Source organism: Superficieibacter sp. BNK-5, from assembly GCF_047456055.1.
GTDB lineage: Bacteria > Pseudomonadota > Gammaproteobacteria > Enterobacterales > Enterobacteriaceae > Superficieibacter.
The window spans coordinates 4,818,526-4,839,321 of record NZ_CP179893.1 but is presented as its reverse complement, the minus strand read 5'-3'; the positions used below and the strand labels follow the sequence as shown (position 1 = coordinate 4,839,321).

Below are 20,796 nucleotides of genomic sequence, written 5' to 3'. Positions count from 1 at the left end.
GAGTCAACCAACTCACTCTCGCACCGGAGCACTATGCCGGGTGGCGGCTGCGCCTTACCCGGCCTACAAATTTTGCCATATCAACAAGTTGCACGTAACCCGTAGGCCCGGTAAGCGCAGCGCCACCGGGCAGAATCACGCTATAGCTACTGGCAGCGAACCCGCACCGCCCGGCACCCAATCCAGCGGATGCCGACGACCGCCACCATCACCACCACGCAAACCAGCGTCCATTCTCCCATCTGGCAGAAAAAGCGTCCGTAAGCCGCCACTGCAACATCGCTGATTTGCGATTCGGTGGTTTGTTGGGCGACGATTCCGGCCAGCCAGTTGGCGACTGCGCCGGTTGCCAGCATATAAATCCCGGTCAGCACCCCTGTCACACCCGGCAGATTAAGCCGGGTGATCTGCGCCATTGCTACCGGATCGATAAACAGCTCGGCAAACCCCATTAGCGACAGTCCGGTAATCATCAATCCCATTGATGCCTGTCCGTGCAGTTGAGCGCTATGGGCATTCAGTGCCAGCAGCAGAAAACCCGCACTCATCAGCAACAACCCGACCGCAAATTTCAGCCACACGCGAAGCACCGAGGTCTGAGGGCTGATCAGCCATGCCAGAACGACGCCTGCGACCATCACCGCCACCGCATTCACCGACTGAAACAGCGCCGTTGGCACCTCAAAACTCAGCCAGTGACGATTCACAAAGCGATCGATAAACAAGCTAATCGAACTGCCACCCTGCTGGGCCAGCACCCAGAACAGCGTCCCGGTCAACATCAGTAGAACGATTTGCCACAGCGCGCGTCGGTGCTGAGGAAACGTCAACATAATACGCGCCACAATTCCGGCGGCGACAGCGCTCACCAGCATCAGCAAATAACCAGCCGCATCGTATTTCAACAGCAGGGTAAAGAACAGCGGCGCGATGCACAGCGCCAGCAGCAGCCAGCTCCAGACCGGCAGGGAAAATTTAACCGTTCGTAGCGCCGGGCGATTAACATGTTGCGTATGGCGGAAATGGCGATGACCGCTAATAAAGACCATCAGGCCAATGAACATGCCAATGCCTGCCAGCGCAAAGCCGGTATGCCAGCCGTATCATTGCGCCGCCAGCCCGCAGGCGATGGGGGCCGCGATAGAGCCGATATTCCCGGCTGCGTAGAGCAGGGAAAATCCGCCGTCGCGTCGGGGATCGTCCGGGGCGTAAAGCTCGCCCAGCAGACAGCTAATATTGGATTTAAACAGGCCGTAGCCACAGATAATAATCGCCAGCGCGAGATACAAACTCTGCGCGGAATTGGAGCCTAACCCCAGCACGATATGGCCGAGCGTCATCAGCAGTGCGCCAGCGATAACCGCCGTGCGATTACCGAGCAGGCGGTCGGCAAGCCAGCCGCCGAGAATGGGGGTCACATAAACCAGAGAAGCGTAAGCGCTAAAGAGATCGATGGCATGGCTGTCATTAAGGCCAAGCTGGTGGGTAAGATAAAGAATGAGTAAGGCACGCATGCCGTAAAAGCTGAAGTATTCCCAGATTTGAATCGCCACGATGTAATAAATCGCGCGCGGTTGTGAGGGTGTTTTCATGTCGATTCCTTGTACTTTGAAAAAAACGAGGCGGTTCATGACAAATCGTCCGTGGAACACGGGGCGACCACCGGGTTGGGCCTCCCGCCGGGAACCCAATCCCGGTGTTTCCCCTGACAGTCCACTTTGTCAGCGGTCTGAAGGGAAGCGGCAGGCCGCTTCCCTTCAGGTTTCAACTTACTTGTTATTCTCTTTCAGCACTTTAACGGTATAGCGACCGTCAGCCTGACGATAGGCACCGTGAATATCGGTTTCGAAGCCCGGATAATGCGCGCCGATTTCGCAGAGCATTTGCAGGAACTCCAGCACCGGACGGCTGGCATCGGTGATCATCTCACCCGGCATCACCAGCGGCACACCCGGAGGATAAGGGAGGATCATATTGGCGTTAACGCGACCGACCATCTCTTCGAGATACACCTCTTCGGTTTCACCGTGCAGCTCTTTCTGGAACGCGACATACGGCGTCATTTCCATTGACGGCAGCACTTCAAACGCGCGGAACATCAGGTCCGGCAGATCATGGTGCGCAATCAGTTTATGAATATTCTGCGCCAGGTCCTGAATACGCATATTTTCATAAAACTCCGGCGCTTCCTGATACAGCGAAGGCAGGATATTTTTCACCCGCAGGTTCAGGTCAAACGCACGTTTAAATTCGGTCAGCGCGCGCAGCAGGCTTAGCGCTTTGGTTTTATCGATACCGATGCTGAACAGGAACAGCAGGTTGTACGGACCGGTTTTTTCCACGATGATGCCGCGCTCGTCGAGGTACTTGGCGACCAGACTTGCCGGAATACCAAAGTCATCCATGGTGCCGTCTTTCTTCATACCCGGCATCAGAATGGTGACTTTGATCGGGTCAAGGTACATGTGTTCGTTATCGATGTTTTTGAAACCGTGCCACGCGCTGTCAGAACGCAGCGGCCAGCATTCCGGGCCATCAATATGTTCCGGCTGCCAGACATCAAAGAACCAGCCGTCGGATTCGCCTTTCAGGCGTTTGATCTCTTTACGGAACTTAATCGCACGCTCAATAGAACCATTGATCAAACGCTTACCAGCATTACCTTTCATCATCGCCGCTGCGGTCTCGGTAGAGGCCACGATGCCATAATGCGGAGAGGTGGTGGTATGCATCATAAAGGCTTCGTTGAAGGTCTCTTCGTTGACATCACCTTTCACGTGGATCATGGACGCCTGCGAAAACGCCGCCAGCAGTTTGTGCGTGGACTGGGTTTCATAGATCACCTTGCCCTCAACGCGACCACCGCTCATCCCGCACTTACCGGCATAGATCGGGGAGAAGTTGGTATAAGGCACCCAGGCAGAGTCAAAGTGGATGGATTTCACATCCAGCGTTTTCTTGATGTAGTCGGTGTTATACAACAGGCCGTCATAGGTGGAGTTGGTGATCACCGCATGCACCGGCCAGGTGGCGTTCGGCGTCTCTTTTACGCGTTTTTCAATGGTGGCGCGCTGGAATTCACTCTGCGGAATACCACCGAGGATGCCGTAGGCGTTACGCGTCGGACGGAAATAAATCGGCGTAATATCGCTCATCATCATCAGATGGGTCAGCGATTTGTGGCAGTTACGGTCGATCAGTACGGTGCTGCCCGCTGGTGCCGAGTACATGCCGACGATTTTGTTGGCGGTGGAGGTGCCGTTGGTCACCATGTAGCTACGCTCGGCGTTAAACACGCGGGCGATATACTCTTCAGCTTCTTTATGCGGACCGGTGTGATCCAGCAGAGAACCCAGCTCAGAGACAGAAATCGACACGTCCGATTTCATGGTATTCGGGCCGAAGAAATCGTAAAAGATGCTGCCGACCGGACTTTTCTGGAACGCGGTACCACCCATGTGGCCCGGCGTACAGAAGGTGTATTTACCTTCGCGAACATATTTGAACAGCGCTTTGGTCAGCGGAGGCAGAATGGTGTCGATGTATTCATCGGTATTCTGACGAATTTTTGCCGCAATATCGGCTGCTGCGCCGAGGGCATATTCGAAGAAACGAACCTGCATGCGCAGATCGTTCAGGCTAACGTCCAGTGTGGAATAGCTGTTAGCAAAAGCATAAACCGGCATGTACTCGTTCAGCGCGCTGATTTCCTCGCACAGTTCGAGATTGTATTTATCCCAGTCGAAAATCACACCGCAAAGGCGGGCATTGTTTTCAATCAGTTTCAGTAAATCTTCGCGGTCGTTCGGATAAACGATGCGGAAGTTCAGGCTTTCCAGCGCAAGGTGCAGTTCACGGATAGGCTCTTCTTTGAAATAGACACCCATGTGATTCATGATGGCAATAACATTCATAGACATAGTCTTATTCCAGATAAAGGAGGCCCTTCCCGCGACGATGTGGCAGGTGAAGAGAAGAGCCTTGAAATTAGGGAGTAGTGATTAAAGTGCTTCGGCAGTACCGTCTTCGCTGTTCTGGCGCTGGTGCATTTTGCGACCGTAGAACATCAGAATGATCAGGCTGACGATAAAGGTGCCGGACAGTTCGAAGGAGCTGGCACCCATCAGGGCGATGAAGCAGAACGCGCAGCCGAGAACCGAACAGACCAGGCTTACCGCATTGCGAACGTTGATGCCTTCAAAGCGGATCAGGTCAACGCAGGAGTAGAAGTAAGGCAGCATGGTCAGCAGCACCGCGATACCGGTCAGTTCGCCGAACAGGTCGGACGCTTTACCACCGTTGGAGTTCATGATGGTGATGATGATCATCAGACCGGTCATTTTCAGCGCGGCCAGCAGCAGACCTTTCTTCGGAATACCGTTTTTATCCAGTTCGCCATACACTTTCGGGAAGTTACCGTCGTTGGCAGCGCGAACACCTGCCTGACCGACCAGCATCATCCAGGAACCCAGCGAGGTCAGACACGCAAAGGCGGTGAACGCAGAGACCAGCGGCGCAGCCCAACTGCCCAGAATGGTAGAGGCACTAAGCGCGAACGGTGCACCCGAAGCGGCCATCTGCGATGCCGGATACATACCGGTCATCACCTGAGTCGCGGCAACATACACGATACCAGCCAGTGCAGTTCCCAGAATGGTCGCCAGCGGTACGGTACGTTTCGGGTTTTTTACCATCCCGGTGCTGACGGCAGCGGATTCCACACCGACGAATGCCCACAGGCACAGCAGAATACTTTTAATCACGGCATGCGGATCGGTGGTGGTTGAGGTGTTCCAGTTCGCGTGATAGGTAGCGATATCGAACCAGTGCCAGCCTACAATGGCGGTCAGCACGACCGGGATCAGCACGAGGAACAGGCCGATCGTGGTCAACCGGCTTACCCAGGTTCCGCCCAGCATATTGATAAAGGTAAAGAACCAGACGATAGCAATACAGGCGATCCCGGCAGGAATCGGATTATTTAAAATCGGGAAATAGGTTGAAAGATAGGAAACGGCGGTAATGCCGATGGCCAGGTTACCAATCCAGTTTGCGTGGTAATAAAGTACGCCGGTCTGGAAACCGAAGGCCGGAGATAATTCACCAGCGTATGCAATCGGGCCACCCTGCTGCGGGTTTTTAGTCGCCAGTCGGGCATAGACATAAGCCAGAGACATAGCGCCGATAATAGATATTACCCAACCCCAAATGGCAATACCTCCGATGCTGGCGAGGTTCGCGGGTAATAATGCAATCCCACTCCCCATCATATTACCGGCAACCACACCGGTACAGGCAAATAGCCCGATTTTTTTGGCAGAACTCATGTTTATATCTCCTCAGCGGTATTTTGAGAACCGGATCGGTGAATCATAAATAATCATTGACCCGTCCAACTGCCGACAAGATTACTGAGCAAGCTAAGTAAAGTCCTAAAGTAAAAGTGAAATAAACACAAACATCGTAAAGGTGATAACTTGAGTTTTTTCAGGTAACATGAAAAAGATAAACACATCTGTCAGGAAAAGATAAACATACTTTATTTACAGTCGGTTATGGGATGCGTTGCAGGCGGGGTTTGTGTTTCTAAAATTAACATTGAATATTTTTAATAACATTTTTATTACGTTTTACTGGCATCAGTTAAACGATTTTCTTTCACTGATGCCAGCCCCTGCATTATTCTTTCGCAAGAAAGACCTTAAGATAGGGAACGACTTTGTCTATGGACGTCTGGAATATACCATTTTCAATCCAGTACAATGTATTTTCGCCGGGGCGCAAATTAAATGCGGTGAGATAAGCATCTGCCGCCAGTCGGTTTTCGCCCTTCATTTCGTATACTTTTCCTAACAGCACATAGTTCAGCCAGGACATCTCCAGCGCAATGCTTTTATTAATGGCATCATAAGCGTCATCGACATCGCCTTTGCCCAGCAGATAAATGGTTTGCACTTTATAAAACAGGGAAGTTTGCTGAATTCCGGGAATTTGCGCTAACTCTTTTAGTTCTGCATTTAATGTCGCCATTTGTTGCGGATCGAACGTCTGCTGAGATTGACGCAGGACATCCACCAGCACTTTGCCTTCCTGAGCATAGGTGAACTCAGGAGACTGTTTAATGAGAGCATCCAGAAGCGTGCTGGCTTTATTCAACGACTGGACATCGCCGCTAAAGGCCAACTGACTTGCCTCATATAAACGGGACAATGATGTGGGCTGCGGAACCCGGAACTGGGCGAGTTGCGCCTGCATGCGTTCAGGCCAGGGCTGCGTTAGTACAGTAGACAGACTGTTAAACAGATCGTCCTGGATGGCGATCTGATTGGTGTCGGTAATGAAATAACGCTTATCCAGCATGGTCGAGCCGTCCGCATTATCCAGCAGAAGTACCGACATAAAACACTGCTGGGCGCGATAATGGCGCTGGTTAACAAAGCGAATGGTCAACGTTTTTCCGGAACTGCTGGGTTCGTTGACGCTGTAATTGGTTTTGTCATGCACCATATAGGTAGAGAAGGTGTTAAGCGACGTGGTGATAAGCCCGCCGAGTCCAATGGCATAGGCCTTCTGCGAAACCCAGTTATTACAGGAGTTGCCGCCGTCAAAACGCACATCGATATCGCGGGGATTCAACAGTAGCCGTGATTTGGTTACCGCCGGGTGGTGATGAATAACCGACATCAAAATCAGCGCCATCAGCGCGCTTAGCGAGAGCAGGAACAAAAGCCAGGTGCCGAGACGGGATTTTCTCGTTTTGACAGGAGAAAGTGGCGTGGTCGGCGAGGGCACGGGCGCGGCAGGCAATTCTCCAGGCGCAGCGGGGGCAGGGGGTGGCGGAAGTGCGTTCGCGATTTCCGTCTCGTCGGGCCAGACCACCGATGCGGTCAGTTTGTAACCCCGCTTGGGAACGGTGACGATATATTCAGGACTGTGTTCATCGCCGTCTCGCAGCGATTTGCGAAGTTCGGAAATGCTCTGGGTAACAACGTGGTTGGTGACAATCGTCCGCATCCATACGTTATCAATAATGTTATCGCGGCTGAGGACTTCATCCGGGTGCTGAGCGAAGTACATGAGAAGGTCGATTAAACGTGGTTCGAGGGTAATCTGACGTCCCTGACGACTGATTTGATTAACCGAAGGCGTGACCAGCCATTCCCCGACGCGGACAACAGATTGCTGCATAAAGTCGCTCTAACGAATCAATAGAAACGTTAATAATAACACGCTTTGCCGGCCCATATTTCTGCCAGACGGCAACCTTAAGGGCAAAATGATCGTCGCAAGTCTGGCAAGTGAGAGGCGCTTACAGCAATTCAGATTGATGACAAACGTTATACCGTGGAGTTATGCCTGGCGGCGCTTCGCTTGCACAGGCCTACGGGAGTGAGTAACTTCTTGATATTGATGCTTTTCGTAGGCCGGGTAAGGCGAAGCCGCCACCCGGCAAAACGGCGTACAAAATAGCAAAACCCGGTTTGTCATTAACCTCAGGCGCTTACAGCACCTTATGCGGGCCGAAACATTCGTAGTGAATGTGGTCTTTTGCCACGCCCAGTTCGATCAGCTGTTGCGCGGCGAACTGCATAAATGCCACCGGACCACAGAGATAATACTGGCTTTCAGCATCGCTCAGTGTCCCTTTCAACTGACGCAGATTCATCAAACCTTCGCTATTAAAACGCGCCGCCTGGCGGTCTGCTTCGGTCGGCAGGCGATACCAGATATGGGCGTTAAACTGCGGCAGGGCATTGCCCAGCGCCATCACCTCGTCGGTAAACGCGTGAACGTCGCCGTTTTCCGCCGCGTGATACCAGTTAACCGGCGCGGGATGCTTGCTTTGGGCGAGCGTATCAAGCATCGCCAGCATCGGCGTTTGCCCCACGCCTGCGGAGATAAGCGTCACCGGCGTCTGTGGCGCAACGTGCATAAAGAAATCACCCGCAGGCGCGGCGAGATAGACGACATCGCCAACGTTCGCTTCATTATGCAGCCAGGTAGAAACCTGCCCGCCCGCCTCGCGTTTGACCGCGATGCGATAGCGCTTGTCGTCGCCTTTACGCGTCAGCGAATACTGACGAATCTCCTGGTACGGAAAATCTTTTGGCTTCAGCCAGACGCCGAGGTACTGGCCTGGCTGGTAATCGGCGACCGGACCGCCGTCGACTGGTTCAAATTCGAAGCTGGTGACCAGGCTGCTGCGTGGCGTTTTATCGACGATGCGAAACGCTCGCGTGCCTTTCCAGCCGCCGGTTTTGCTGGCGTGCTCCTGATACAGCTCGGCTTCGCGATTAATAAAGACGCCTGCCAGCACGCCGTAGGCTTTGCCCCACGCGTCCAGCACTTCCTGACCAGGGCTGAGCATCTCATCCAGGGTGGCCAGCAGATGCTCGCCGACGATATCGTACTGCTCCGGCTTGATCTGGAAGCTGGTGTGCTTCTGGGCGATTTTCTCAACCGCTGGCAGCAGCGCCGGGAGGTTATCAATATTACTGGCGTAGGCGGCGATGGCATTAAATAGCGCTTCGCGCTGGTCGCCGTTACGCTGGTTGCTCATATTGAAAATATCTTTAAGTTCTGGATTGTGGTCAAACATGCGATCGTAAAAATGCGCGGTCAGTTTGGGGCCGGTTTCCAGCAGCAGGGGAATGGTGGCTTTCACCGTAGCGATGGTTTGGGAATCAAGCATGGCAACGTCCTTCTTTATAATATGTATTTCAAATGCATCTTATAAAAATAACCTTATCATGTAAATGGTTCTTTGCGACGTGAAAAATCCGCATCTTAAGCCTGAAAAGAATTCCATTGCCGGGCGTAAGCTTTTTAGTGCACAAACCCTGATATGACGCCATGCCAATCGTTTGCGTAAAATCGTTTGTCAAGACCTGTTATCGCGATGGCAATCGGTTATACTGTCCGCCGTTGCCCAATTTTAATTGTTAGCTGAGTCAGGAGATGCGGATGTTAAAGCGTGAAATGAACATTGCCGATTATGATGCCGAACTGTGGCAGGCGATGGAGCAAGAAAAAGTACGTCAGGAAGAGCACATTGAACTGATCGCCTCCGAGAACTACACCAGTCCGCGCGTAATGCAGGCGCAGGGCTCTCAGCTGACCAACAAATACGCTGAAGGTTATCCGGGCAAACGTTACTACGGCGGTTGCGAGTATGTGGATATCGTTGAACAACTGGCGATTAACCGCGCGAAAGAACTGTTCGGCGCAGATTACGCCAACGTTCAGCCGCACTCCGGCTCTCAGGCTAACTTCGCGGTCTATACTGCACTGCTGCAACCGGGCGATACCGTGCTGGGTATGAACCTGGCGCAGGGCGGTCACCTGACTCACGGCTCTCCGGTTAACTTCTCCGGTAAACTGTACAACATCATTCCTTACGGTATCGATGAGTCCGGTAAAATTGACTACGAAGACATGGCGAAGCAGGCGCAGGAACACAAACCTAAGATGATTATCGGCGGCTTCTCTGCTTACTCCGGCGTGGTTGACTGGGCGAAAATGCGTGAAATCGCCGACAGCATCGGTGCCTGGCTGTTCGTCGATATGGCGCACGTCGCAGGACTGATTGCCGCAGGCGTTTACCCGAACCCGGTTCCGCATGCGCACGTTGTGACCACTACTACGCACAAAACGCTGGCCGGCCCGCGTGGCGGCCTGATTCTGGCGAAAGGCGGCGACGAAGATCTGTACAAAAAACTGAACTCTGCCGTATTCCCCAGCGCTCAGGGTGGCCCGCTGATGCATGTTATCGCGGCGAAGGCCGTGGCGCTGAAAGAAGCGATGGAGCCAGAGTTTAAAGTTTACCAGCAGCAGGTAGCGAAAAACGCCAAAGCGATGGTAGACGTGTTCCTGAACCGCGGCTACAAAGTGGTGTCTGGCGGTACTGAAAACCACCTGTTCCTGCTGGACCTGGTAGATAAAAACCTGACCGGTAAAGAAGCGGACGCCGCCCTGGGCCGCGCCAACATCACCGTCAACAAAAACAGCGTGCCGAACGATCCGAAAAGCCCGTTCGTGACGTCCGGTATCCGTATCGGCTCTCCGGCGGTCACTCGTCGCGGCTTCAAAGAAGCGGAAGTGAAAGAGCTGGCCGGCTGGATGTGTGACGTGCTGGACAATATCAATGATGACGCCGTTATCGAGCGCATCAAAGGTAAAGTGCTGGATATCTGCGCACGCTTCCCGGTTTACGCCTGATTCTTTATTGTTTGCAAAGGCCGCCTCGCGCGGTCTTTTTTTTGCCTGTTTTTCAGCAATGTTGATAATGTGTTGCTTAACGTTGCAAGCCGCACCGTTTATCGCCAGACTATCGCCTCCACACGGGAGGGGATCATGGTTTTGCACTCGACGCGCTGGCTGGCGCTCAGTTATTTCACCTACTTTTTTAGCTACGGTATTTTTCTGCCCTTCTGGAGCGTCTGGCTCAAAGGCACCGGGCTGACGCCGGAAACCATCGGTTTACTGCTTGGCTCAGGGCTGGTGGCGCGTTTCCTCGGCAGCCTGCTGATTGCGCCGCGGGTGAGCGATCCCTCTCGTCTGATTATGGCCTTACGCGTACTGGCATTGCTGACGCTGGTGTTTGCGCTGGCCTTCTGGTTTGGCACGCAGGTGGCGTGGCTGATGGTCGTGATGGTGGGGTTCAACCTCTTCTTCTCGCCGCTGGTGCCGTTGACCGATGCGCTGGCGAATACCTGGCAAAAGCAAATTACGATGGACTATGGCCGCGTGCGGTTGTGGGGTTCTATCGCGTTTGTGATTGGCTCCGCGCTAACCGGTAAACTGGTCAGCCTGTATGACTCGCAGGCCATTCTGGCGCTGCTTACCGTGGGCGTGGCGTCGATGCTAATTGGTATGCTGTTGCGTCCGTCGGTTATGCCACAGGGTGAGAGGCGTCAGCAGGAGGCGGCAGGGTGGGGTGCCTGGCGTACTCTGCTGGTCCAGCACTGGCGCTTTCTGGCCTGTGTCTCGTGCCTGCAGGGCGCACATGCGGCCTACTATGGTTTTAGCGCAATTTACTGGCAGGGGGCGGGCTACTCTGCTTCCGCCGTGGGCTATTTATGGTCGTTGGGCGTGGTCGCGGAAGTGGTGACGTTTGCCTTGAGTAAAAAGGTGTTTCGTCGGTTTAGCGCTCGCGACTTGTTACTGCTTTCCGCCGTATGCGGCCTGCTGCGCTGGGGGATTATTGGCTGGTCAACGACGCTACCGTGGCTTGTCGTGGCGCAAATTCTGCACTGCGGCACGTTCACCGTCTGCCACCTTGCGGCAATGCGCTACATTTCCGCACGTCAGGGCAGCGAGGTTATCCGCCTGCAGGCGATGTATTCGGCGGTGGCAATGGGCGGCAGTATTGCCGTCATGACCGTTTTTGCCGGTTTCCTCTATCAGCATCTTCAGCAGGGTGTGTTCTGGGTGATGGCGCTACTGGCGCTCCCGGCGATGCTGCTGCGTCCCCGCGTGGCGGCGCAGCAGCGTTAAGACTCCAGCATTTGCTGAATATGTTCACGCTGATGCACGCTGAGCGGCTGCTCGGCGTGGATTAGCGGCGGAGAAAACAGCGGCAGGAGAGTCACATAAGGCGTGACCACCAGCGTCACTTCCTTCGGCGCGCCCTGCGTCTGAAAGGCATGCAGCGTAAGATATTTAATATTGAGCGGCAACAGCGTTAACTCGCGTAACTGCCGCTCAAGCGCCTGCTCCAGCGCCGGATCGTCGCCGACCAGCAGCAGTACCTGTTTTTCATGCAGATCGTCTTCATGCATTAGCCAGGCTCCGAAGATCACCGCAATCAGCCCGGCTTCATTATCGGTAAACTGAAGATCGTAACCCTCTTCCAGACAGCGCAGCGCCTCGCGGGTGGTGCGCATCAGGCGTGGGTACAGTTGGTTGATCTCTTCCGGCAGACTGTTATCGATCCCGATACCGAAGACGCTACGATCCAGCGCCTGAACCAGATGAATATAAAGCTGGCGGCTCAGTCCCTCTTCATCACTGAAACGTCGGCCTGCCAGCTGCTGAAAGCGAGTGATAAGCTGACCAATCATCAGACGCAGGCGGCTGTCCTGCTGATGCGCGTCACGCAACGGATCCGGCGTCCTCAGCACCATAAACAGCAGGCTCAGAAAAAGATGCTCATTGGCATGAAGTTTTTGCGTCACCCGACGCTGCCAGTGGCGAATAACATCCGTGGTGGCGATATACTCAGCCCGCGCCTGCGTCCAGATCTGCTGGGTTGGGTTAAATTCTGGCGACAGCCCCAGTTGATGCTGAAGCAAACAGTATTGTAAGTAGAGCCGCAGAAAATGCCGGTCGCGACACTCAAATTGCCGCGCCAGCCGCCGGGCGCAGAGATTCACCAGCGCTTGCAGGTTGGTTTCATCATAAAGCGTGCGCGCGATACCCTGCACTTTCATTTGCGATTTCAGTGCAGGCGTGAAGTGCTGATCGATAAAATGCGGACACAGACGCAACGCCCGGCGCAGCCAGTGCAACAGGCACAGGCGCTGGTCGAGAGTGGTGCCTTCAATCCGATAGCTACCGTCAGGCTGTGAGTTGATGGTGAGACGATGATAACGCTGGATCTCCTGATTCGCCTCAGCGATATCCTGCCGGGTCACGGCACTCTCTACGTTATTCACTCTGCCAATAAAGTCAGGGGTAATGGTATGCCCCGGCAGATACAGCATCAACAGCACCTGACATCGGCGCTGCGGACTGGAAAGCACAGACGGTGGAGTGGTAAGTGTCATCATCTGTAAGGTTCCAGTTAACGGGTTAATGTTCGCGATATCCTGCAAATGGCGTCGTGCACATTTACCCCTGCAACGTATTCATGTACGTTGCAGAAAGGCATTTATTGACTGCCCTGATGCAACCTGAAGGATTTGTGTATAAGAATAGCTAAAGGATCGCAGTGCGAAAGCGCAGCCGGACGTCTTTCCATAAGGAATGCTGGGGAATGTCACAGAATTTTTCACGTAAGAAGCTCATGAACAAAGTTAAAGCGTGCGCCCTGGCGCTTATTTTCGGGTTTTTATCGCTACCTGTAGCCGCGCATCCCCACAGTTTTATCAGCATGCGCAGCGAGGCAATAACCGCAAACGGGCAATTTACCGCGCTCAAAATGCGCTGGACGATGGATGAAATCACCTCTGCGGACCTGCTTTATGATGCGGGTGAGGCGAAGCCGGGGGATGAAATCTGGAAAAAGCTGGCGGCGGAAGTGATGGCTAACGTGCTGGGGCAGCACTATTTTAGCGAGATGTGGCACAACGGACAGAAAGTGAAATTTATGAACCGCCCGTCGGAATATCATCTCGCCCGGGAAGGGCACAAGGCGGTGCTGACCTTTGTGCTCCCGCTGGCCGAACCGCAGCCGTTGTCAGGGCAAACGTACACCTTCTCGACCTTCGATCCCACGTACTTCGTTGATATGAGCTACGCCGGGAAAGGTGATATTGCTTTTGCGGGCCAGGATGCCTCACGCTGTACCCTGACGCTCCATACGCCGAAGCCGGATGAAAAAATGACCGCTTACGCGTTGTCGCTGGATAAAGCCGATGCGCCGCCGGAGGACATGGATCTGGGTAAGCAGTTCGCACAACAGGTGGTATTACAATGTCCCTCGTTTTAAATCCGGTTCGCCGCAGGCGACGCTGGCTTCATCTCTGGCCGCTGGCGCTTTTTTTGCTGCTGGCACTGGCAGGCGCAATATGGCTGTGGCATGACTGGCCGCAGGTGATGATCAAAAGCATTATCTGGCAGCGTGACGTAAACCAGCGGATGAGCGCGCTACTCCAGGCGGTTGCCGCCAGTCCGCTGCGGGCCGGGGCTTCGCTGCTGCTGTTTAGTTTCACCTACGGCATACTGCACGCGCTGGGGCCGGGGCACGGCAAAATCGTAATTACTACCTGGCTTGCCACCCATCCTTCGCAGCTTAAATCAAGCATCGGGCTGACGCTGGCGGCATCCCTGCTTCAGGGGCTGGTGGCGATTGCGCTGGTAGTGATTGTTCTCACCGTATTGCAGTTACCCGCGCGGGAATTACACCTCAGCAGCTTCTGGATGGAGAAGGGCAGTTACGCGCTGGTCGGCGTACTGGGCGTATTGCTGTGCTGGCGGGCGCTGAAAAAACTGCGTGTACTCCTGCGCAGGCCAACCTTTACCGCGTTTACGCCTCATCATCAGCATCATGCGCATTGCGGCTGCGGGCATCAGCATTTGCCCACCCCCGAGCAACGGCAGGCGGGCGATGACTGGCGGGCCAGACTAATGATTGTGCTGTCGATGGGAATGCGCCCCTGCTCCGGAGCAATTATGGTGCTGCTGTTCAGCAAGGTGATCGGCGTCTTTAGCTGGGGCGTACTCTCCGCACTGGCGATGGCGGCGGGCACCTCGATTACCATCTCATCGCTGGCGCTGCTGGTGCACAGCTTCCGCTCGCTGGCGGTGAAACTTAGCGACAATAAAGCGCCAGTGCTATGGCGGCAGGTCGGCTGGGCGACGCTGGCACTGGCAGGCGGCGGCGTGCTTATCGCCGCGGCGCTGGTGATGTGGCTCAGCGCACAACCCGTCGCGCGTGGCCTGCGTCCTTTTTAATGCGCCAGCGCGGAGAGATAAAACTCAACCAGTTTATTCCGGTAAGTATCGCCGTGGCGCGAGGCAAACGCGTCGATATGTTTGCCGCCGGGAATAATGATTTTTTGTTTCGGTTCAGCGGCAAGCTCAAACAGCTTTTCAGTATGGTAAGTCGCGATGACGTGATCGTCAGTCCCGTGCAGAAGTAACAATGGGATGGGGCTGAGCGAAGCGATGTATCGCTGCGCGCTATAGTCGTCATCTAACAGAAAACCGATGCCGGGCACGGCATCGTTGGCGCTTGCTGAATACGAAAGAAAGGTTGAATCAATGGCGATGGCTTTAATACCCTGGCGATCGCCGCGCCCGACGGCGGCGATGACGTTATTACCGCCGAGGCTTTGTCCCAGCAGCACGAGGCGCTCAGGATCGATATCTTCCCGCTGGCGCACGTAATCAATCGCACTTTCTGTATCATCACACAGCCCCTCCGGCGTCGGTTTGCCCTCAGAGTCACCAAAGCCGCGATAATCGAACATGAAGACATTGAAGTTGCGTTCAGGCAGCCAGCTGACCAGCGGCCAGTGGGCAGTCATGTTACCCGCATTGCCATGCGCGTGAATAACGGTTGCGTTCGCCTCAAGAGGAGGGGCTTTTGTCGAGGGAATAAACCAGCCCGTCAGGTGCGTGCCGTCTTTGGCGGTAAACTCGACGCGCTCGAAAATATCCGGGCGGTAGCCATAGTAATGGTTATCAGGGTAGTAAAAGAAGTTGAGGGCGACGCGCGGCAACAGAAAGGCGCAGAACGTGAGGACGAAAATAATAAATAAACGCTTCCAGTGCTTTATCAGAATCATGGTATCCATACCGTCTCAGCTTTTAAACCAGCCCCCGACAACGCGGGGGCCAGGTCAGGCGATTAACGCTTCAGCGCTTCGCTCAGTTCGTCACGCATATTCGCCAGCATAGCTTTGACGACACGCGGATTACCGGCAACGATATTGCCCGTCATCATGTAGTTATGGCCACCCGTGAAATCACATACCAGCGCGCCTGCTTCACGTGCCAGCAGTTCACCGGCGGCGAAGTCCCACGGCTTGAGGCCGATTTCAAAGAAACCGTCCACGCGACCCGCGGCGACGTAGGCCAGGTCCAGCGCGGCAGAACCGGTGCGGCGGAAATCAGCACATTCAGTGAACATTTTACCGAGGATCTTCATATACGCAGGAGCGTGCTGTTTCGCTTTGAACGGGAAGCCGGTGGCGATGATGGTGCCATCCAGATCGCGTGCGCTGCTGCCGCGCAGACGATAGCCGTTCAGTTGTGCGCCCTGACCACGGGTGGAGGTGAACAGTTCGTTACGCATAGGATCGTAGACCACTGCGACTTCAGTGCGGCCTTTAATGCGCACGGCGATGGATACCGCGAAGTGCGGCAGACGTTTGATGAAGTTGGTGGTGCCATCCAGTGGATCGATAACCCATTGTACATCCTGATCTTCGCCTGCGTGTTCACCGCTTTCTTCGGTGATAATGGTGTGTTGCGGGTAAGATTTGCGAATGGTTTCGATAATCAGCGCTTCGGCGGCTTTATCGACGTTGGTTACGAAATCATTGCTGCCTTTCTGGCTGGCTTCAACGGAATCAGGCGTTTCGTAATGTTTGGCAATCAGGTTACCCGCCTTGCGCGCTGCGCGCACGGCGATGTTCAGCATCGGATGCATCGGTTATTCTCACTGGATGTTAAAGAACGGGGAAAATCGGCGCATATCATAACAGCGAATTCGGATTATGTCTTCGGTTTATGATAAGATGCCCGAATAATCTTTAGCCGAAGAAAGACAATGCTGCAAAATATTCGAATTGTGCTGGTGGAAACCTCCCACACCGGCAATATGGGCTCTGTGGCCCGCGCAATGAAAACCATGGGCTTAACTAATCTGTGGCTGGTCAATCCTCTGGTCAAACCGGACTCGCAGGCCATCGCGCTGGCGGCTGGCGCGAGTGATGTTATTGGCAACGCTAATATCGTCGATACTCTGGATGAAGCGCTGACCGGCTGTAGCCTGGTGGTCGGCACCAGCGCCCGTTCGCGCACCCTGCCATGGCCGATGCTCGATCCACGTGAGTGCGGGCTGAAAAGCGTGGCCGAGGCTGAACATGCGCCGGTGGCGCTGGTGTTTGGCCGTGAGCGCGTGGGGCTGACCAACGACGAACTACAGAAGTGTCATTATCATGTGGCAATCGCCGCTAACCCGGAATACAGTTCGCTGAATCTGGCAATGGCGGTACAGGTTATCGCCTATGAAGTGCGCATGGCGTGGCTGGCGACGCAGGAGCAGGAGAAGGGTGATATCGCTGCGCCGGAAGAAACGCCGTACCCGCTGGTAGACGATCTTGAACGTTTTTACGGGCATCTGGAGCAAACGCTGCTGGCCACCGGTTTTATTCGCGAAGGCCATCCGGGCCAGGTTATGAATAAGCTGCGCCGTCTGTTCACCCGCGCGCGCCCCGAAAGCCAGGAGTTGAATATCCTGCGCGGGGTGCTGGCGTCGATTGAGCAGAAACATAAAGAAGAGTGACGTTTGCCTGCCTGGCAACGGTAAGCGGCCACGGGTTGACCTGCCCGGCGGCGCTGCGCTTGCCGGGCCTACAATATGGCATCTGGCTTAACCCGATGCACACACTACCCCCTCTCCGTCCGGGAGAGGGCGGGGGTGAGGGACCCTGAAGGCACGGGCCTACGGAGGGTGAATTTCCGTACGTAATGCTGGATCGTACATAATGTATGTAGGCCGGGTAAGCGAAGCGCCACCCGGCATCACAGCCACGGTACACGCGCCATTCGGCCGCCAAACGCACGGAACGTTAAATACCTGACTAAAACAGTCAAGTAAATAGTTGACCATTTTAGTCGGGAATGTCAGACTTGGCCCTGCTATGCAGCACACCCCGATTTTAATAAAAATGCCCAGGCAGGGCCAGGTTTGAGGTTAAGTAAGACATGAGACTGACATCTAAAGGGCGTTATGCCGTGACCGCAATGCTGGACGTTGCGCTCAACTCCGAATCCGGCCCGGTACCGTTGGCTGATATTTCTGAACGTCAGGGGATTTCCCTTTCTTATCTGGAACAACTGTTCTCCCGTCTACGCAAAAACGGTCTGGTTTCCAGCGTGCGTGGACCAGGCGGTGGCTACCTGCTGGGTAAAGATGCAAGCAGCATCGCCGTCGGCGAAGTCATTAGCGCCGTTGACGAATCTGTTGATGCTACCCGCTGTCAGGGTAAAGGCGGCTGCCAGGGTGGCGATAAGTGCCTGACCCATGCGCTGTGGCGCGATCTGAGCGACCGTCTGACCGGTTTCCTGAACAACATTACCCTGGGCGAACTGGTAAATAACCAGGAAATCCTGGATGTGTCCGACCGTCAGCATACCCTTGAGACGCCGCGCACCGCCCGCTCGCAGGACCAGATCAACGTTAAGTTACGCGCCTAATAAAAAGTGCCCGTCGCTCAGATAACTGAACGGCGGAGCAAAAAAAGTATTCTGAATCAGGCCGGGGTGCATTAACTCCGTTAACCCGGTTAACTATCTCGCCGGTTGCCTGATTCCTTGCATTGATGAGTGATGTACGGAGCTTAAGAGCAATGAAATTACCGATTTATCTCGACTACTCCGCAACCACGCCGGTGGACCCGCGTGTTGCCGAGAAAATGATGCAGTGCCTGACCTTAGACGGGACCTTTGGTAATCCGGCCTCCCGTTCACACCGTTTCGGCTGGCAAGCCGAAGAAGCGGTAGATATCGCCCGTAACCAGATTGCCGATCTGGTCGGTGCCGATCCGCGTGAAATGGTCTTTACCTCTGGTGCGACTGAATCTGACAACCTGGCGATTAAAGGTGCAGCCAACTTTTATCAGAAAAAAGGCAAGCACATCATCACCAGCAAAACTGAACATAAAGCCGTGCTGGACACCTGCCGTCAGCTGGAGCGTGAAGGGTTCGAAATCACGTACCTGGCACCGCAGCGTAACGGCATTATTGACCTTAAAGAACTTGAAGCGGCGATGCGTGATGACACTATCCTCGTTTCCATCATGCACGTTAACAACGAAATCGGCGTGGTGCAGGACATCGCGACCATCGGCGACCTGTGCCGTGCGCGTGGCATTATCTATCACGTTGATGCGACTCAAAGCGTTGGCAAACTGCCTATCGACCTGAGCCAGCTGAAAGTGGATCTGATGTCCTTCTCCGGCCACAAAATCTACGGCCCGAAAGGCATCGGCGCGTTGTACGTGCGCCGTAAACCGCGTATCCGCATCGAAGCACAGATGCACGGCGGCGGTCACGAACGCGGTATGCGTTCCGGTACGTTACCGGTTCACCAGATCGTCGGCATGGGCGAAGCGTATCGCATCGCCAAAGAAGAGATGGAAAGCGAGATGGCGCGTCTGCGCGGTCTGCGTAACCGTCTGTGGGAAGGCGTGAAGGACATGGAAGAAGTGTACCTGAACGGCGACCTTGAGCAGGGCGCACCGAATATCCTTAACGTCAGCTTTAACTACGTTGAAGGCGAGTCGCTGATTATGGCGCTGAAAGACCTGGCCGTTTCTTCTGGTTCCGCCTGTACGTCTGCGAGCCTGGAGCCGTCCTACGTGCTGCGCGCGCTCGGCATGACCGATGAGCTGGCACACAGCTCTATCCGTTTCTCTTTAGGTCGTTTCACTACCGAAGAAGAGATTGACTACACCATCAAGCTGGTTCGTAACTCCATTGGCCGTTTGCGCGACCTTTCTCCGCTGTGGGAAATGTTCAAGCAGGGCGTGGATATCAACAGCATCGAATGGTCACATCATTAATCGGTAGATAAGAGGAATTCAATCATGGCATACAGCGAAAAAGTTATTGATCATTACGAGAACCCGCGCAACGTTGGCTCTTTCGACAACAGCGACGAGAACGTTGGCAGCGGCATGGTCGGTGCACCGGCCTGTGGCGACGTCATGAAGTTGCAGATCAAAGTCAATAATGACGGTATCATTGAAGATGCACGCTTCAAGACCTACGGCTGCGGTTCGGCTATCGCCTCCAGCTCGCTGGTCACCGAGTGGGTGAAAGGAAAATCCCTCGACGAAGCGCAGGCAATCAAAAATACCGACATTGCTGATGAACTCGAACTGCCGCCGGTGAAAATTCACTGCTCCATCCTGGCAGAAGACGCCATCAAAGCCGCTATCGCAGATTATAAAAGCAAACGTGAAGTGAAATAACAGAGGTTTCTATGTCGATTACCCTGAGCGACAGTGCTGCCGCGCGAGTAAATACCTTCCTGACCAACCGTGGTAAAGGGTTCGGCCTGCGTCTGGGGGTGAGAACCTCCGGCTGTTCCGGGATGGCCTATGTGCTGGAGTTTGTTGACGAGCCGGCGGCAGAAGACACCGTGTTCGAAGACAAAGGCGTTAAAGTCGTGATCGACGGCAAGAGCCTGCAATTTCTGGACGGCACGCAGCTCGACTTCGTCAAAGAAGGTCTCAACGAAGGGTTTAAATTCACTAACCCGAACGTAAAAGACGAGTGCGGCTGCGGCGAAAGCTTCAACGTTTAACCCCGTGTCATCAACAAACCCCACCGCAGCAACCTGCGCGTGGGGTTTGTTTTAACAGGCTAACCCTAAGATTGTTATGGATTACTTCACTCTTTTTGGTTTACCCGCTCGCTATCCTGTCGATATTCAGGCGCTGACCACACGTTTTCAGGATCTGCAACGTCAGTTTCACCCTGATAAATTTGCCAGCGGTACGGCGGCGGAACAGCTGGCCGCGGTGCAGAAATCGGCGACGATTAACCAGGCCTGGCAAACGCTACGCCATCCGCTGATGCGCGCTGAATACCTGCTTTCGCTGCACGGTTTCGATCTCGCCAGCGAGCAGCATACCGTGCGCGATACCGCTTTCCTGATGGAACAGCTCGAGCTGCGCGAAGAGCTGGATGAGATTGCGCAGGCAAAAGATGAAGCGCGGCTGGAAGGCTTTATCAAACGGGTGAAGGGCATGTATGCCGTCCGCCATCAGCATATGGTAGAACAACTCGATCGTGAGACGTGGGAAGCGGCGGCGGATACCGTGCGTAAACTGCGTTTTCTCGATAAACTGCAAAGCTCAGCAGAACAACTCGAAGAAAAGCTGCTCGATTTTTAAT

The 20,796-nt window shown here is 54.4% G+C and carries 17 protein-coding genes and 1 pseudogene; 10 read left to right on the top strand and 8 right to left on the bottom strand.

Annotation, left to right across the window (positions count from 1 at the left end):
- Nucleotides 1-146: 146 nt before the first annotated feature.
- The 5 genes and pseudogenes from ACMGGS_RS23050 to hmpA all read right to left on the bottom strand — a co-directional run bounded on the left by ACMGGS_RS23050 (nucleotide 147) and on the right by hmpA (nucleotide 8,692).
- Nucleotides 147-1,592: pseudogene (locus ACMGGS_RS23050) on the bottom strand (oligopeptide:H+ symporter).
- A 177-nt stretch (nucleotides 1,593-1,769) separates the two neighbouring features.
- Nucleotides 1,770-3,914: a lysine decarboxylase CadA gene (cadA, locus tag ACMGGS_RS23045; protein WP_194206816.1), complete on the bottom strand. Its 2,145-nt coding sequence runs from the start codon at nucleotides 3,912-3,914 to the stop codon at nucleotides 1,770-1,772.
- A gap of 87 nt (nucleotides 3,915-4,001) precedes the next feature.
- A complete protein-coding gene (gene cadB / locus ACMGGS_RS23040; protein ID WP_414164531.1) occupies nucleotides 4,002-5,327 on the bottom strand; it encodes a cadaverine/lysine antiporter in 1,326 nt (441 codons plus the stop codon).
- Between the two features lie 352 nt (nucleotides 5,328-5,679).
- Nucleotides 5,680-7,188, bottom strand: a complete 1,509-nt coding sequence (gene cadC / locus ACMGGS_RS23035) for a lysine decarboxylation/transport transcriptional activator CadC (RefSeq protein ID WP_414164530.1) — start codon at nucleotides 7,186-7,188, stop codon at nucleotides 5,680-5,682.
- Between the two features lie 313 nt (nucleotides 7,189-7,501).
- A complete protein-coding gene (gene hmpA, locus ACMGGS_RS23030; protein ID WP_414164529.1) occupies nucleotides 7,502-8,692 on the bottom strand; it encodes an NO-inducible flavohemoprotein in 1,191 nt (396 codons plus the stop codon).
- 272 nt (nucleotides 8,693-8,964) lie between these two features.
- On the opposite strand from hmpA, the gene glyA reads away from it, so the two are divergent.
- Together glyA and ACMGGS_RS23020 are read left to right on the top strand one after the other, a co-directional pair.
- Nucleotides 8,965-10,218 carry a serine hydroxymethyltransferase gene (gene glyA / locus ACMGGS_RS23025; RefSeq protein WP_414164528.1) on the top strand — a complete coding sequence of 418 codons (1,254 nt, stop codon included), beginning with the start codon at nucleotides 8,965-8,967 and terminating at the stop codon, nucleotides 10,216-10,218.
- A gap of 135 nt (nucleotides 10,219-10,353) precedes the next feature.
- Nucleotides 10,354-11,496 (top strand): 3-phenylpropionate MFS transporter, encoded by a 1,143-nt coding sequence (locus tag ACMGGS_RS23020; RefSeq protein ID WP_414164527.1) that lies wholly within the window; start codon nucleotides 10,354-10,356, stop codon nucleotides 11,494-11,496.
- Here the strand turns inward: ACMGGS_RS23020 and csiE are convergent.
- Nucleotides 11,493-12,770, bottom strand: a complete 1,278-nt coding sequence (gene csiE, locus ACMGGS_RS23015; protein ID WP_414164526.1) for a stationary phase inducible protein CsiE — start codon at nucleotides 12,768-12,770, stop codon at nucleotides 11,493-11,495. The two genes, ACMGGS_RS23020 and csiE, sit on opposite strands and share 4 nt — an antisense overlap.
- Nucleotides 12,771-13,006: 236 nt before the next feature.
- On the opposite strand from csiE, the gene ACMGGS_RS23010 reads away from it, so the two are divergent.
- Together ACMGGS_RS23010 and ACMGGS_RS23005 are read left to right on the top strand one after the other, a co-directional pair.
- On the top strand, nucleotides 13,007-13,651 hold the full coding sequence (locus ACMGGS_RS23010; protein ID WP_414166337.1) for a DUF1007 family protein: 645 nt from the start codon (nucleotides 13,007-13,009) through the stop codon (nucleotides 13,649-13,651).
- Nucleotides 13,636-14,616 (top strand): nickel/cobalt transporter, encoded by a 981-nt coding sequence (locus ACMGGS_RS23005; protein WP_414164525.1) that lies wholly within the window; start codon nucleotides 13,636-13,638, stop codon nucleotides 14,614-14,616. Before ACMGGS_RS23010 ends, ACMGGS_RS23005 begins: the two co-directional genes overlap by 16 nt.
- Here ACMGGS_RS23005 and ACMGGS_RS23000 read toward each other — a convergent pair.
- A complete protein-coding gene (locus ACMGGS_RS23000) occupies nucleotides 14,613-15,461 on the bottom strand; it encodes an alpha/beta hydrolase (RefSeq protein ID WP_414164524.1) in 849 nt (282 codons plus the stop codon). The two genes, ACMGGS_RS23005 and ACMGGS_RS23000, sit on opposite strands and share 4 nt — an antisense overlap.
- 53 nt (nucleotides 15,462-15,514) lie before the next feature.
- Entirely contained in the window at nucleotides 15,515-16,318 is an 804-nt protein-coding gene (gene suhB, locus ACMGGS_RS22995; RefSeq protein WP_176917160.1) for an inositol-1-monophosphatase, read from the bottom strand.
- A gap of 120 nt (nucleotides 16,319-16,438) precedes the next feature.
- Here suhB and trmJ point away from each other — a divergent pair, with 120 nt between their 5' ends.
- The 6 genes from trmJ (at nucleotide 16,439) to hscB (ending at nucleotide 20,795) form a co-directional block, all read left to right on the top strand.
- Nucleotides 16,439-17,176, top strand: a complete 738-nt coding sequence (gene trmJ, locus ACMGGS_RS22990) for a tRNA (cytosine(32)/uridine(32)-2'-O)-methyltransferase TrmJ (protein ID WP_414164523.1) — start codon at nucleotides 16,439-16,441, stop codon at nucleotides 17,174-17,176.
- Between the two features lie 422 nt (nucleotides 17,177-17,598).
- Entirely contained in the window at nucleotides 17,599-18,090 is a 492-nt protein-coding gene (gene iscR / locus ACMGGS_RS22985) for a Fe-S cluster assembly transcriptional regulator IscR (protein ID WP_276158055.1), read from the top strand.
- A gap of 152 nt (nucleotides 18,091-18,242) precedes the next feature.
- Nucleotides 18,243-19,457 (top strand): cysteine desulfurase, encoded by a 1,215-nt coding sequence (gene iscS / locus ACMGGS_RS22980; RefSeq protein WP_414164522.1) that lies wholly within the window; start codon nucleotides 18,243-18,245, stop codon nucleotides 19,455-19,457.
- A gap of 24 nt (nucleotides 19,458-19,481) precedes the next feature.
- Entirely contained in the window at nucleotides 19,482-19,868 is a 387-nt protein-coding gene (gene iscU / locus ACMGGS_RS22975; RefSeq protein WP_103677685.1) for a Fe-S cluster assembly scaffold IscU, read from the top strand.
- Between the two features lie 11 nt (nucleotides 19,869-19,879).
- Nucleotides 19,880-20,203 carry an iron-sulfur cluster assembly protein IscA gene (gene iscA / locus ACMGGS_RS22970; RefSeq protein ID WP_176917156.1) on the top strand — a complete coding sequence of 108 codons (324 nt, stop codon included), beginning with the start codon at nucleotides 19,880-19,882 and terminating at the stop codon, nucleotides 20,201-20,203.
- Between the two features lie 76 nt (nucleotides 20,204-20,279).
- Nucleotides 20,280-20,795, top strand: a complete 516-nt coding sequence (gene hscB, locus ACMGGS_RS22965) for a co-chaperone HscB (RefSeq protein WP_414164521.1) — start codon at nucleotides 20,280-20,282, stop codon at nucleotides 20,793-20,795.
- The last annotated feature ends 1 nt before the right edge of the window (nucleotide 20,796 follow it).